14 protein-coding genes are annotated in these 13,751 nt (G+C 54.0%); 8 read left to right on the forward strand and 6 right to left on the reverse strand.

Features of this window, described 5'->3' with window-relative positions:
* Positions 1-99 precede the first annotated feature (99 nt).
* The 5 genes from HALO_RS05630 to HALO_RS05650 all read right to left on the reverse strand — a co-directional run bounded on the left by HALO_RS05630 (position 100) and on the right by HALO_RS05650 (position 5,165).
* Positions 100-414: a hypothetical protein gene (locus tag HALO_RS05630; RefSeq protein WP_050713159.1), complete on the reverse strand. Its 315-nt coding sequence runs from the start codon at positions 412-414 to the stop codon at positions 100-102.
* Between the two features lie 110 nt (positions 415-524).
* Entirely contained in the window at positions 525-1,070 is a 546-nt protein-coding gene (locus HALO_RS05635; protein WP_050713160.1) for a hypothetical protein, read from the reverse strand.
* A 327-nt stretch (positions 1,071-1,397) separates the two neighbouring features.
* The gene (locus tag HALO_RS05640) at positions 1,398-2,864 is read right to left on the reverse strand and encodes an NCS1 family nucleobase:cation symporter-1 (RefSeq protein WP_035585346.1); all 1,467 of its coding nucleotides are present in this window, start codon (positions 2,862-2,864) and stop codon (positions 1,398-1,400) included.
* Positions 2,865-2,893: 29 nt separating this feature from the next.
* Positions 2,894-4,252 (reverse strand): NCS1 family transporter, encoded by a 1,359-nt coding sequence (locus HALO_RS05645; RefSeq protein ID WP_050713161.1) that lies wholly within the window; start codon positions 4,250-4,252, stop codon positions 2,894-2,896.
* 148 nt (positions 4,253-4,400) lie between these two features.
* Positions 4,401-5,165 (reverse strand): aspartate/glutamate racemase family protein, encoded by a 765-nt coding sequence (locus HALO_RS05650; protein WP_035585342.1) that lies wholly within the window; start codon positions 5,163-5,165, stop codon positions 4,401-4,403.
* 309 nt (positions 5,166-5,474) lie between these two features.
* On the opposite strand from HALO_RS05650, the gene puuE reads away from it, so the two are divergent.
* From puuE to HALO_RS05680, 6 genes are all read left to right on the forward strand, one after another.
* Positions 5,475-6,413 (forward strand): allantoinase PuuE, encoded by a 939-nt coding sequence (gene puuE, locus HALO_RS05655; protein WP_035585340.1) that lies wholly within the window; start codon positions 5,475-5,477, stop codon positions 6,411-6,413.
* Positions 6,414-6,435: 22 nt separating this feature from the next.
* On the forward strand, positions 6,436-7,311 hold the full coding sequence (locus HALO_RS05660) for a MurR/RpiR family transcriptional regulator (RefSeq protein ID WP_050713162.1): 876 nt from the start codon (positions 6,436-6,438) through the stop codon (positions 7,309-7,311).
* 340 nt (positions 7,312-7,651) lie between these two features.
* Positions 7,652-8,506, forward strand: coding sequence for a transporter substrate-binding domain-containing protein (locus HALO_RS05665; protein WP_197671977.1), 855 nt, complete (start codon positions 7,652-7,654; stop codon positions 8,504-8,506).
* Between the two features lie 8 nt (positions 8,507-8,514).
* A complete protein-coding gene (locus HALO_RS05670; RefSeq protein WP_035585336.1) occupies positions 8,515-9,192 on the forward strand; it encodes an amino acid ABC transporter permease in 678 nt (225 codons plus the stop codon).
* Complete coding sequence (locus HALO_RS05675) at positions 9,189-9,845, forward strand: amino acid ABC transporter permease (RefSeq protein WP_035585334.1); 657 nt, start codon at positions 9,189-9,191, stop codon at positions 9,843-9,845. Before HALO_RS05670 ends, HALO_RS05675 begins: the two co-directional genes overlap by 4 nt.
* The gene (locus tag HALO_RS05680; protein ID WP_035585332.1) at positions 9,826-10,554 is read left to right on the forward strand and encodes an amino acid ABC transporter ATP-binding protein; all 729 of its coding nucleotides are present in this window, start codon (positions 9,826-9,828) and stop codon (positions 10,552-10,554) included. The genes HALO_RS05675 and HALO_RS05680 overlap by 20 nt, the downstream gene beginning before the upstream one ends.
* Before the next feature lie 11 nt (positions 10,555-10,565).
* On the opposite strand, the gene HALO_RS05685 is transcribed toward HALO_RS05680, so the two are convergent.
* Positions 10,566-12,014 carry a YfcC family protein gene (locus tag HALO_RS05685; RefSeq protein WP_050713163.1) on the reverse strand — a complete coding sequence of 483 codons (1,449 nt, stop codon included), beginning with the start codon at positions 12,012-12,014 and terminating at the stop codon, positions 10,566-10,568.
* Positions 12,015-12,336: 322 nt separating this feature from the next.
* On the opposite strand from HALO_RS05685, the gene HALO_RS05690 reads away from it, so the two are divergent.
* Together HALO_RS05690 and HALO_RS05695 are read left to right on the forward strand one after the other, a co-directional pair.
* Positions 12,337-13,167 carry a bifunctional allantoicase/(S)-ureidoglycine aminohydrolase gene (locus tag HALO_RS05690; protein WP_050713164.1) on the forward strand — a complete coding sequence of 277 codons (831 nt, stop codon included), beginning with the start codon at positions 12,337-12,339 and terminating at the stop codon, positions 13,165-13,167.
* Positions 13,168-13,176: 9 nt separating this feature from the next.
* A complete protein-coding gene (locus tag HALO_RS05695; RefSeq protein ID WP_050713165.1) occupies positions 13,177-13,665 on the forward strand; it encodes an ureidoglycolate lyase in 489 nt (162 codons plus the stop codon).
* The last annotated feature ends 86 nt before the right edge of the window (positions 13,666-13,751 follow it).

Genomic DNA, 13,751 nt, shown 5'->3' on the forward strand with positions numbered 1-13,751 from the left:
CCTTGAAATTTGGCTATGAGCCACATAACGCCCCTAAGCAGCGGCATATTTTGCGCTTTGAGCGCAGCGAAGMAAAATATTTCCGACTGCCATGGTTGGTTATGTTTTTGGTGCCCAGCCATTACGCTCAGCCAAGATTTGCCACTCGGGCCTTTTTGTAGGGATTATATTTTCACAATATTTAATAAGGCTTTCTATATGGAGATCCTTGACGTTGTAGAGGTTGCCCGGAGTGGATTTTCCCTTTACCTTTGGATTGGCATGAGAAGTTTGCAGCTTCGTTATCACCTTGCCTAAAAGCTGCTTGAGTTTAGCATCTTCAGTTTTATTCATAATTTTACCAAGACTCTTGATGTGGGAGGCTACAGTCTCCATTTCCTTAAGTGCATCTACTGTTTCTTCATAAATCGTCATAACTTCCTATCCTTCTTGGTAAAACATAACGCCTCAATAACCGGCAGCTGTAACGGAGCGAAGCGTAGAGTAAGCTGTCCGGCGCCGCAGGCGCGAAGTTGATTGATTTGTTAAGTGTTTCCACTCCCGCCAAACTCAAACCTAGCCGACCGCCAAGCTTTAAGCGGATGATAAAGAGGCATTAACCGAGATTTATGGCACGCTCCACAAGCATCCTTCATAGTTGAGTAAACCTCATTCATTATACTAATGCGACCGCAGTCATCACACTCCAAAAACATATCCTTATATCCCCACGCCACATCATCATGCCACTCTTGCGATGGAAATACAGTTTGCAAGCCATAGGACTCACCACAGTCCCACTCTCCAGGCTCCGGTGGCTTACCAATTGCTATTAAAACCTTTTTGCCAATAAGTTCAGAGAAGAGTTGTATGGTTTCATCATCATAGTCGCCGGTGCCTTTCACCTCGAAGAAACTATTAAAATCAGGCAAATAGAAATCGGGCAGATACCATGTTCCATTTACATCGTAACCTTCGAGCTCGTATTCCCACTTAATTTTCGCGGTGTCAAAAAATACAGCCCATCGAGCTTCACTCCGGCTTCTAAACCGATACCCTTTATATTTTGTCTCGATTGCTTTGATGTACATGAGCTCTCCGTACACTTAACAGTTTATTCATAAGCATGCTCGTTTTCCTGGAAAACCAAAATGTACTAATAATTCACAAATTACTGATATAGCGTAAAAACTCACTTTATCTCGCTGCAGGCTACCAGAAAAACGCGCACTACAGCTCGAAAATATCTCATTCCGCTGAGTTTTGATAGCGCAAAATACGTTACTTGGTAGCGCTATGGGAGCATGCACGCAGTTTCTAACTGGCCACGCCAGCCCGTGACCAAAAAAAAGCGCCATCGGCAAAACCGATGGCGCTTGTATGAGCTTCTAATCAGCTAGTTACGACCCTTTTGTCAGCTATTGAGCCAGCGCAGCCTCAGCCTTAAACTGCCGCATCAACCCGTAGTAGAACAACCCACCTAAGCCAGCACCAATCAGCCAGCCGTAGCCGCCCAGGCTGGATAGTGCGGGTACTAACACGGTAGAAAGCGAGAACAGCGCCGCCACGCCAAAAGCGATAAGCGCGCGGGTGTTCCAGCCGTTGACGTAGTAGTAGGCGCTGCCCGGTGCTGATGAGAAGAGCTCCTGCATGTTCAGGTGCTGTCGCTTAATCAGGTAGTAGTCGACTACGATAATGCCGTAGAAGGGCGCGACGATGGCGCCTAGCGCATTCACAAAGCCGGGAACGCCAATCTGGCTGATGACTGAGAGCCATAGCGCACCGACGAAGAACGCGATTACCGCGGTAATCAGGCCGCCCATTTTAAAGCTGATTTTGCTGGGAAACAGGTTGGCCAGGTCGTAGGCTGGGGGAATAAAGTTGGCGACCAGGTTGATGCCTACCGTGGCGGCAAAGAAGGTCAGCGCAGCGATAATCGTCAGCGGCAGTGAATCTACCCGTTCAACGATATCGGCGGGATTGGTCAGCGCCTCGCCAAACAGCACCAGGGTGCCTGCGGTAATAATCAGCGCGATAAACGAGAAGAATGCCACGTTAAGCGGCAAGCCGAGCAGGTTGCCTAGCTTCATCTGACGTTCGGTTTTTACAAAGCGGGTGAAGTCGCCGAAGTTGATCACCACTGCCGCAAAGTACGCCACCATGGTGCCTACAATCGCCATAAAGGCCGCGATTGAGCTGCCGCTGGTTTCACCATCGCCGCTAAAAATAGTGCCAATAGCGGGGATTAGCTCACTTCCCGCCTGATACCAAACGATGATCATCAGCACCAGCATCACCACGTAGACCAGCGGGCCTGCCCAGTTGAGAAAGTGCTTAATGCGCTCGATGCCCTGCCAGAAAATGGCGATTTGAAACAGCCACACAATCACAAATGACACCCAGGCCACGCCGGAAAGCCCCAGGAAGGTGCCACCATCGCCTGCGCCAACAAAAGCGGTAATCAGTAGGGTGACGGCGGTGGAGGCGAAGTAGGTCTGCACGCCGTACCAGAAAATCCCCACGATCGCGCGCAGCATCGCGGGTAGGTTGGCGCCGCGTACCCCCATGCTGGCGCGCACCATCACCGGAAAGGGAATGCCGTATTTAACGCTGGGTTTGCCGGTGAGGTTAACCAAAAACATTACGATCACACCGGCCAGAATAATCGCCGCCATCACCGCCCAGCCGTTGAGACCGTAGGTTAAAAACAGTGAGGCCGCCAGGGTGTAGCCAAACAGGCTCTGGATGTCGTTAGACCAGACATTAAATATCTCAAAGGCACCCCAGTTACGATCCTGGGGTTTCAGCGGCGCTAGATCCTCGTTATATAACGTGGGATCGATATGTTTGATATCCAGATCACTAACGTCGTTGCTCTCTTTCATTGTCTTGACTCGCAGGTTGGCAAATGGGATTACTGGCTAAAGCGCTGGCAGGGTGCCCAGTACTTCATTAACAGGTAGTAGCTCACGCCTGCGGGTATCAGGCTGGCGTACCACGAGATCGCCGAGAAAGAGAGCGCCGCCGCAATACCGATCGCGGTGGCAATAAACGCAGCTAGGTTCACGCCTTGGTAAGGGCCGTTGGCGTCATAGAGTTTGTCGATATCCAGCGTGCGACGACGAATAACGTAATAGTCCACCACCAGAATGGCGAAGATGGGGCCTAGGAAGGCAGAGTACGTTTGAACAAACAGCTGTAGACCTGCTGCGGAGCCCGGCTGAACAAGTTTCCAGGGGAAGGTGGCGAAGGCCAGTAGTCCAACGATCACCGTGGCGACGGGGAACTTGATCTTAAACACGTCCATCAGCACGTAGGTGGGCGGTACTACGTTATTGAGTACGTTGGTGGTCACCTGGGCAAAGGCGATGAACAGCAGGGTGGTCATCAGCAGCGGCGTGTTGTCGACGGCGTTGGCAAACACCTGGATAGGGTCGGCGGTGCCGGTGGCCTGGGAGACCATATAGCCGATCAAGCCCATAAACAGCGTGCAGGGCAGAATCGACATGGCGTAAATGGTGGTCAGCAGGCTTTGGGCGGTGCCCTTTTTATGCTCGCGAGAGTAGTCGCTAACGTTGAGCATCATGGTGCTGTAGATGCCCAGGAACAGCATGGTCGCACCCCAGAACGGCATGCCCCAGGAGCCTTCCATGGTCAGCAGGCTGGCGGAAAGCTCATCGCCATAGCGCTGCACCGTGGCGTAGAACATATACATCAACGAGACGAGGATAAAGGCGCTGCCGATATTCTCTAACCATTTGATGCCCTGAAAGCCCATTACCGACAGGCCAATTTGCAGGAACTGGAAGGTAATAAAGTAGAAGATAAGGTTGTCGAAACCGAACAGGGTGGCCGACACCATATTCAGTGCCCCGGCGCCAATCCAGCTTTGAAAGCCGTACCACACTACCGCAGGCACCGCGCGCACTAAGCCGGGCAGCCGCGTGCCGGTAAAGCCGAAGGCGCTGCGCGCCTGCMCCATAAACGGAATGCCGTACTTGTAGCCCGCGGCCCCGTTAATGGCGAGAGCTATACCGATCACAAAGCACCCGATGGCGATGGCCAGGGTGGCTTGTAACAGGTTTAAGGTGCCGACCACGCTTGAGCCCATGGCGAAGGTGCCAATGGAAACGCAGCCGCCGAACCAGGCCAGAAAATAGGAGCTACGCCCCATAATCCGGGTGTGTTGCGGGGCTAAGCTCTCCGCCCCTATTGCTTTTGATCCAGCATCGGATCGGTCGTCTGACGCAAGAGCCGAGGTTGAAGCGCTCATGGTGTCGTCCTCGCAAGATTATCGGTTTTATTAATCCCCGATTTAACATCGGGAAACGCTTGCGGCGTGGCGTGCTATTGGACGTTCGTGTTTCTTAATTTATTGTTATTAAATGTTTTTTAGTCATGGTTTTGTGAGACGTTGTTTTTTAGAGCGTTGATGGCTTAAGCGGTAGCGCAAGGTCAGTAAGCCCAGCAAACTTGCCGGTGAACGCTTTCGGCCGTGGGTAGGCGAGATCGCCGTGCTTGCTGGTATACAGACCTAAACCGACCAGCGATTCCGCCAGTTTTAGCGCAGCGCTAACACCTTCCACTACCGGTAGGCCGACTTCGCGGCTGATCTCCTGGGTCAAATTCGCCATGCCGCCGCAGCCTAGAACGATGGCGCCAATGCCGTCTTCATCCCGGGCGCGGCAGCACTCTTCAACAATGCGGGTAAACGCCGCTTCAGGGTGGTGCTCAAGATCCAACACCGGAATTTCCGCAGCGCGAATGCGGCGGCAGTGGTGGCTAAAGCCGTACTGCTGTAGCAAGTGCTCGGCAATAATGCCGGTGCGACCCAAGGTGGTCACAATAGAAAAACGGGTGCTCACCAGGGTGGCAAGATGAAACGCCGCTTCGGCAATGCCAATCACAGGTGCGCGGGTGAGTTCGCGGGCAGCGAGCAAGCCTGGGTCGCCGAAACAGGCCACCACGTAGGCATCGATGCCGCCTTCGCGCTCGCCTTTAAGCACCTCTTCGGCAACTCCCACCGCGCTGATCGCTTCGTCAAAATGGCTTTCAATCGAAACCGGGCCTGCGTCAGGCTGGGAAGCGCTGACCGTGGTGCCTGGCCCCGCCTGCTGCTGTGCTGCCTGACCCATAGCAGCGGTCATGGAAGCCGTGGTGTTAGGGTTAATGATGCGTATATGCACGTTGAGCAATCCGTATGTAAACAATATAAATTTTCTTGTATACAAAAATAGGGCGGTTTCTAGCCTTACGCAAGCCTCTAAACGTGAATAGACGATAAAAATGTCCCGCTAAAAGTTTGACCAATTGTTCAGGATTCAACAGCTTAACGATGTTTTAACTTAGAAACGCTATGAGTGTCAGGGGATTAGCGTCCGGCCGCGTTGCGGTCCGTTATTAATCTCGCTATTTTGTATACAAATAATTTTCTGTATCGCTGGGCTGCTCATTCGCCAGTGACGAGCCAGAAATAGGCATAAAAGGAGCTAGCTATGTCGTCATCCTCTAAGAGCCATTACCCACGCGACTTAATCGGTTACGGGCGTAATCCACCCCACGCTAATTGGCCCAACAAGGCCAAAATTGCCGTTCAGTTCGTGCTCAATTACGAAGAAGGTGGCGAGAACTGTGTGCTGCATGGCGATTCAGGCTCCGAGCAGTTCCTGTCAGAAATCATCGGCGCACCGGCTTATCCTGATCGCCACCTGAGCATGGAGTCGATCTACGAGTACGGCTCCCGCGCTGGGGTATGGCGCATTCTTCGTGAGTTCGAGAAGCGCGATCTGCCGCTCACGGTGTTTGGCGTGGCCATGGCGCTGGAGCGCAACCCGGATGTCGCCATGGCGTTTAAAGAGCTAGGCCACGAGATTGCCTGCCATGGCTACCGCTGGATTCACTATCAGGAAGTCTCCGAGCACGTTGAGCGGCAACACCTTCAACAGGCCATGGAGATTTTTCAGCGCCTTTACGGTGAAAAACCCCAGGGTTGGTATACCGGCCGCGACAGTCCCAATACCCGACGCTTAGTTCTGGATGAGGGCGGTTTCCTTTACGATAGCGACTACTACGGCGATGATTTGCCTTTCTGGACGCAGGTGACCGATAGTCAGGGTAGTGAGCATAACCACTTAATCGTACCTTACACCCTGGACAGCAACGATATGCGCTTTGCCGCGCCGCAAGGTTTTAATACCGCGGATCACTTCTTTACCTACCTGCGTGACGCCTTTGATGTGCTCTACGCGGAAGGGGAGGAGGCGCCGAAAATGCTCTCTATCGGTATGCACTGCCGTTTATTGGGGCGGCCAGGGCGTTTTCGCGCGTTGCAGCGCTTTTTGGATTACATCGAAACCCACGACCGGGTGTGGGTGGCCCGGCGGGTCGATATCGCCCGCCACTGGGCGGAGCACCACCCGCCATCAACCCGCTAATCAGACAGCTCAATAGGATGTTATGACGCCGCATATCGGACAGCGAATTACCGCCCAGTTTGACGCGCTAAGTGCCCAGGAGCAGCGGGTGGCGAGCTTTATCCTCGATCACTTTGATGATCTAGCGGTGTACAGCGCCGCTGATTTGGCGCGCCTGACCGGGGTTTCCAAATCGACCGTCAGTCGCCTGTTCAAGCGGTTGGGGTTTGAGAGCTACCGCACCGTTAAAGACCACGCCCGCCAGCTGCGCAACCTGGGGGTGCCGTTGGTGATTGATGCCAACGCCATGCAGGATGAGGCGGGGGCGCCGTTTCAGCGTCACTTGCAGCGCGAGCAGGAAAACCTGCAGCGCTGCTTAAACGGTATTGCCGCAGATCAGTTTTCAGCGTTGGTAGAACGCCTGGATAGCGCGCGCCATGTGGTGGTGATCGGGTTTCGTAATAGCTACCCGTTGGCGCTGCATTTTCGTCAGCAGTTAATTCAGGCGCGCACCCAGGTGCGGGTGGTTCCCCMCCCTAACCAGTCGTTAGCCGAAGAGATTGTCGATTTAACCGAGCAGGATGTGGTGGTGCTGTTTGGTTTCCGCCGGCGCCCAGCGGCGTTTGCTGCGCTGATCAATGCCCTTGAGCGAACGCCTGCCAAGGTGGCGTTAATTGCTGACCCCACCGCGGTAAATTTCGCTTCTCAAGTCAACTGGTTGTTGGAAGCGCCGCTAGAAAGCCTTTCGGCGTTTGATAGCTACGCCGCCGCTAATAGCTTGATCTGCCTGCTCGCCAACGGCGTACTGCATCGGCGCCTTGCAGAAGGTCGAGAGCGGATCAGCGCGATCAGCGATGTTTACGCCGAGCTTAGTGAGCTGGAAGCGCCCACCATGAGCGTAGATTGGAGCGCCCAGTAGGCTCGACCTCCTTTAATGGTGCACCTGGTCTTGTCGATGGATGAAAACTGCACCAAGACGTTGCACTTATTTTTATTCAAACTCTCCTTCCGATGCGGTTTCAATGGCATTGCGGCTACGCATGCCCGCTAAGCTACTGTTATAAAAAATCTTAGTGACTTCTGGTATCACGATTGCTTTTAGGTGATCAGGTGAAACGAAAGTTTCTTTGTTAGATTTTATGCAACAAAACTTTCATTCGCTTTGCTTCCATTGCTCAGACCACCACTGCTAATTATTCAGCGAATTGTCTCTAGCAAAACCAAGATTTTGCAGAACATGCGCTTGCTAGGAGAGCTTTATGAAATCGTTATCACACCGCCTTAATCACTCCCTTACCCGTCGCTTCAAGTGTCTACAGACTAGCGTTTTAGCCACGGGACTGAGTGCCGCAGTCGCCCTGGGTGCGTTCGCCACCAGCCCCAGCGTTCATGCGGATGCTCTTGAGGATATCGAGTCCCGCGGCACCATCCGTATTGCTGTACCACAGGATTTTCCGCCGTTTGGCTCGGTGGGCACCGACCTGGAACCGCGTGGCTACGATATTGATATGGCCAACTACCTCGCTGACGAGATGGGCGTTGAGCTTGAGCTGATCACCGTTACCAGCGCTAACCGGATTCCCTATTTGCAGACCGGTCAGGCGGATTTGGTGATCTCTAGCCTGGGTAAGAACCCGGAACGCGAAGCGGCGATCGACTTTTCAGACGCCTACGCGCCGTTTTTCTTAGGCGTGTTCAGTGCTGATGAAGATGAAAGCGTGGAAGGCCCGGACGGTTTAGCCGATAAAACCATCGGCGTAACCCGCGGTGCTGTTGAGGATATGGAGCTTTCTGAGGTTGCCCCAGACTCGACCACAGTTCAGCGCTTTGAAGATAACGCCACAACTATTTCTGCGTTTCTATCCGGTCAAGTCGATTACGTCGCCACCGGTAACGTAGTCGCCGCCGAAATCGCCGAACGCAACAGCGATCGCGCGCCCTCGCTGATTTACCAGCTCAAAGATTCACCCTGTTATGTAGGCATGAATAAGGACGAGCCTGCGCTAATGGAAGAAGTGAATCGCCTGATCGCCCAGGGCTTGGAAGATGGCACTTTGAATGAGATGTCTCAGCGCTGGTTCAGCGCCGACCTGCCTGAAAACTTCGGTAGCTGAGGGTCACCATGGGGCCAACACTCGATTTCCTTACTCTGTTGCCCTATGTCAGTGAGCTGCTCAAAGGTCTTACCACCACGGTCATTTTGACCGTGGTGACTACCTTGACGGGGCTAGCGCTGGCAGTGGCAGTAGCGTATTTACGCGTAAACGCGCAGCCATGGGTGCGCTGGGGGCTCGGCGGCTACGTCGAATTGACCCGCAACACGCCCTTTATCGTGCAGCTGTTTTTTATCTTCTTCGGGCTTCCCGGGCTCGGCATCAAAATCGATGCCATCACCGCGGCCTTTATTGCCATGACGCTTAACCTGGCCGCCTATAGCGCCGAGATTTTACGCGCAGGTATTAGCGCCACGGCGAAAGGTCAGCTGGAGGCCGGACGGGCGCTGGGCATGACCACATTGCAAAGCTATCGCCATGTGGTGCTGGTGCCTGCTTTTGCGCGGGTTTACCCGGCACTGATCAGCCAGTCGATTATCGTCATGCTGGGTTCGGCGGTGGTGTCGCAGATTTCTGTGTTTGATCTGACCTACGCGGCTAACTTTATCCAGTCGCGCAACTTCCGCAGCTTCGAAGTCTACCTGCTGATCACGCTGGTCTATTTGCTCCTCGCCTTCGGCATGCGGCGCAGCTTTATGCTGGTGGGCAAGCGTGTATTCGCCTATCAGCAAGGAGAACAACGATGATTGAGTTCACCTTCTGGGATATTTTGCGCAACCTGTTGCTGGCGGCTCGCTGGACGGTTGTGCTGTCGCTGATTGCCTTTTTGGGCGGGGCTACGGTGGGGCTGCTATTGACCTTTATGCGCCTCTCAAGCAATCGCTGGCTGCAGCGCTTAACGTCACTCTATGTGGATCTTTTCCAGGGCACGCCGCTACTGATGCAGCTGTTTTTGATCTTCTTTGGCGCTGCTGCCATGGGGCATCCGATCTCCGCCTGGTTGGCCGCCTCCATTGCACTCACCCTGTTTACCAGCGCCTTTCTGTGTGACATCTGGCGCGGCTGCTTGGAAGCGGTGGCTAAAGGGCAGTGGCATGCGTCACGGGTACTGGGCATGAACTACTTCCAGACCATGCGCCATGTGATTCTGCCCCAGGCGCTGCGGCTGTCGATTCCCCCCACGGTGGGTTTCTCAGTACAGGTCATTAAAGGCACGGCGCTGGCCTCCATTATCGGCTTTGTCGAGTTAACCAAGGCGGGCACCATGCTCAATAACGCCACCTTTGAACCCTTCACCATCTTTGCCCTTGTGGCTTTGCTTTACTTCGCGCTGTGCTTCCCCCTTTCCTGCTACGCGCGCTATCTGGAGAAAAAGCTCTATGACGCTGGTCTACGTTGATAACGTTCATAAAGCCTTTGGCGACCTGGAAGTGCTTAAAGGTATTAACCTTTCGGTTGCGCAAGGCGAAGTCGTGGCGATTATTGGCCGCAGCGGCTCGGGTAAAAGTACTCTGCTGCGTTGCTTGAATCAGTTGGAAAAACACGACAGCGGCGAGATCACCATTGCCGATAAGCAGCTCGATGCGGCGTCGATGTCGCCCAAAGAGCTGAGTGAAAACGTCGGCATGGTATTCCAAAGCTTTAATTTGTTTCCGCATAAAACCGTGGGTGAAAACGTCTGTTTGGCACCGCTGGTGGTGCGCGGCGAAGCCAAGGCTGAGGTTGAGGAAATCGCTCGGGAAGTGCTTGAGAAAGTCGGCCTATCGGACAAGTACGATGCCTATCCGGCACAGCTCTCCGGCGGTCAGCAGCAGCGCGTGGCTATTGCCCGGGCGTTGGCGATGCGCCCGAAGGTCATGCTTTGCGATGAGGTGACGTCAGCGCTTGATCCTGAATTGGTTGGGGAAGTGCTGCGGGTGCTGGAAGCTTTAGCAAAAGAGGGTATGACGCTGATTCTAGTCACCCACGAGATGAGCTTCGCCCGCGACGTAGCTGACCGCGTGGTATTTATGCACCAGGGGCGCATCCATGAAGAGGGCGCCCCCGGCGAGCTGTTCAGCAACCCGCAAACGCCGGAGCTAAAGCAGTTTATCTCTGCGGTGCTCTAGTCGATCCACTTCTAGCCGGTCCACTGCGTTGCCTGGGCAAAGATAAGAAAGCCCAGGGCAATCACTACCCATACGCAAAAAAGTGGGAAGAAGAATTTGACCCACTTTTGCCATGGCACGCCCGCAAGCGCCAGAGTGGCCATAAAGTAGCCTGACGTTGGGKAGAGAATATTGCCGATGCCATCGCCAAGCTGATATGCCAGCACCGCCGTTTGGCGAGTAACGCCAATAATGTCGGAGAGCGGTGCCATCAGCGGCATGGTGACCAGGGCCTGGCCGCTGCCGGAAGGGACAATAAAATTGAAGCCCAGCTGGGCGAAGAACATGCCAATCGCGGAAAGTAGAGTAGGTAAGCCACCGACGAGATTGCCTAGCCCAAACACCAGCGTATCCATGATCTGGCCATCTTCCAGCATCACGGCAACGCCCCGGGCGACGCCTGCGATCATGGCGCCGACCAATACATCGCGGAAGCCCTGGTTGAAGCCCGAGCATATTTCGTCGGTGTCGAGGCCCGCAATCAGGCCAACCACAATGCCCATGATGATAAACAGACCCGCCATCTCCATCATGAACCAGCCTTGCTGCAGGACGCCATAAACGAGGACTGCAAAGAAGGCGAACGTTGCGACAGCGGCCAGTTTTTGGCGAGCGGTGGCGATTAATGCAGGGCTATTATCAGCGTGTTGGTACAGCGTGCGTTTTTCGGATTCGCCCTGGTCGCGGCTCAATAGGCTGAACGAGGGTGTTTGGCGCACTCTGCGGGCGTAACGCATGACGAAAAAAATCGCCACAGCCAGCATGACAATAAACGCCATAATACGCAGCCCATAACCGGAATAGAGCGGTAGGTCTGAAAGTTGCTGCCCAAGCCCTGTGTTAATGGGGTTGAGTACGCCCGTCGTAAAGCCGACCGTGGTGGCGCAAAGCGCCMCCGCTGCGGCCGTGACTGAGTCGAAGCGCAAGGCAATCATCAGCGGCAGGATGACGGGCACATAGACCAGTGCCAATTCCTGAGTGCCGATGACGGTGGCTATCAGCGCAAATACTGTCATCAAAACGGGAATAGTGAGCAGGCTCTGGCGGGCAAAGCGGCGTGTTAACTTATCCMCACCTATTTCAATAATGCCGGTGCGCCTTAGCACCATAAACATGCCGCCAATCATAAAGGTGAAAAAGACGACTTCTCCGGCACTCATCAAGCCGTTGGGTATCGCCAGCATAAAGTCGACGATGCCAACCGGTGACGAAGCGATCTGCTCATAAGAGGTCGGGTCGATAGTGATGCGCCCATTCGGGCCAGGAACACGCTCGAACTGCCCGGCCGGCACAAAGTGCGTAGCTATCGCGGCCAGGGCGATAAAGATAAATAGAACCGCGTATATATCAGGGATCCGACACCAGCTTTTCTTAGGTGTGGGGCTGCCCGGGGAGGACGGAGAGGGGGTGTGTTGGGACATGCTAAGCCTCGCGTTTTAGAGCTGCCATCCAGGATGGCTGTTGTTATCAATATCGGCGGTTATAAGCGCCYGACCGAGCAACGATAGGGTTCGTGAGCGCAACGGTTTGCGGAAGCCAATTCGTGCCGAGGATGCTGTTTGTGGACATGTTCGTATGGTTTTAGAATTATGAAACGAAAGTTTCTAAAGACGTTACTATTGGGAGGAGTGTTTCACAAGCGTTTTGCTAAAGAGCTTCGCCAAAGATCGCTTTAATATGGTTCGCTAATATTGTATACAAGATATATGTCTCTTGTTTTTACTAAGCAATATAGGTTTAAAAATGCCAGCTACTTACTACGCCCCCACCGGCGGGCACCCGCCACAAACACAAATTACCGCCGACCGTGCGGTATTTACCGAAGCCTATGCGCTGATCCCTAAAGGCGTCATGCGCGATATCGTTACCAGCAATCTGCCGTTCTGGGAAGGCACTCGGCTATGGGTGCTGGCGCGGCCGCTGTCGGGGTTTGCCGAAACGTTCTCCCAGTACATTATGGAAGTGCAGCCCCAGGGCGGTAGCGATAAACCCGAGCCAGATTCCCAGGCCGAGGGCGTGCTGTTTATTGTAGAGGGTGAGTTAACGCTTACCCTTGCTGGTGAGCGCCACACCCTGCAGCCCGGCGGCTATGCGTTTATTCCCCCCGGCAGCAACTGGCAGGTGCGCAATGAATCTAACGCGCCGGTACGTTTCCACTGGGTGCGTAAGGCCTATGAGTTTGTTGAAGGGCTTGAAGTACCAAAGGCATTTGTTACCAACGAGCAGGACATTGCTCCCATCGAAATGCCGGGCACCGAAGGGCGCTGGGCCACCACGCGCTTTGTCGACCCCGCGGACGTCCGCCACGATATGCACGTCAATATCGTGACCTTTCAGCCCGGCGGCGTTATCCCCTTTGACGAAACACATGTCATGGAACATGGGTTGTACGTGCTTGAAGGCAAAGCTGTTTACCACTTAAATCAAAACTGGGTAGAAGTGGAAGCTGGGGRTTTTATGTGGCTGCGCGCTTTTTGCCCCCAAGCCTGCTACGCCGCTGGCCCAGGGCCGTTCCGGTATTTGTTGTATAAAGACGTTAACCGTCATGCTTCTCTTAAACTGTCGTCTCGCTAAGGAACTGCAATKCTTGAACTAAAAGCCGAGCCGCTAACGGCTGACGCCTTCGCCCCTTTTGGCGATGTGATTGATGCACGCMCTTCAGCGTCGTTTCCTATTAACGCTGGGCGCACCCAGCGCCACCATGATCTTGCCAAGGTGGAAACCCAGGGCGAAAACGCTCACACGCTGATCAATATCTTCGTGAGCCAGCCGATTACACTGCCGTTGGAGCTAACGTTTTTAGAGCGCCACCCCCAGGGCAGCCAAGCGTTTATGCCGCTTCACCAGGAACGATTTATTGTCGTGGTTGCCCCGGCAGGTGAGAACATTGATCCTGCATATGTACGCGCTTTTGTCACCGATGGCCGCCAAGGGGTGAACTACCGCGCAGGCACTTGGCATGCGATTCAATCGGTGCTGGAACGTGAAGGCGAGTTCTTGGTGGTGGACAGGGGCGGCGATGGCAATAACTGTGATGAGTTCCCTCTGGCGATCACGGTGACGCTAGCGTAGTCCAACCCGATACGTTGCACCGCTGTCATGTAGAGCGCGTTAAACTGATAAGCTAGGGTGACTAAATAGAGCCACTACACGTTAAT

The sequence above is a fragment of the Halomonas sp. R57-5 genome (assembly GCF_900070345.1).
Taxonomy (GTDB): Bacteria; Pseudomonadota; Gammaproteobacteria; order Pseudomonadales; family Halomonadaceae; genus Vreelandella; species Vreelandella ventosae_B.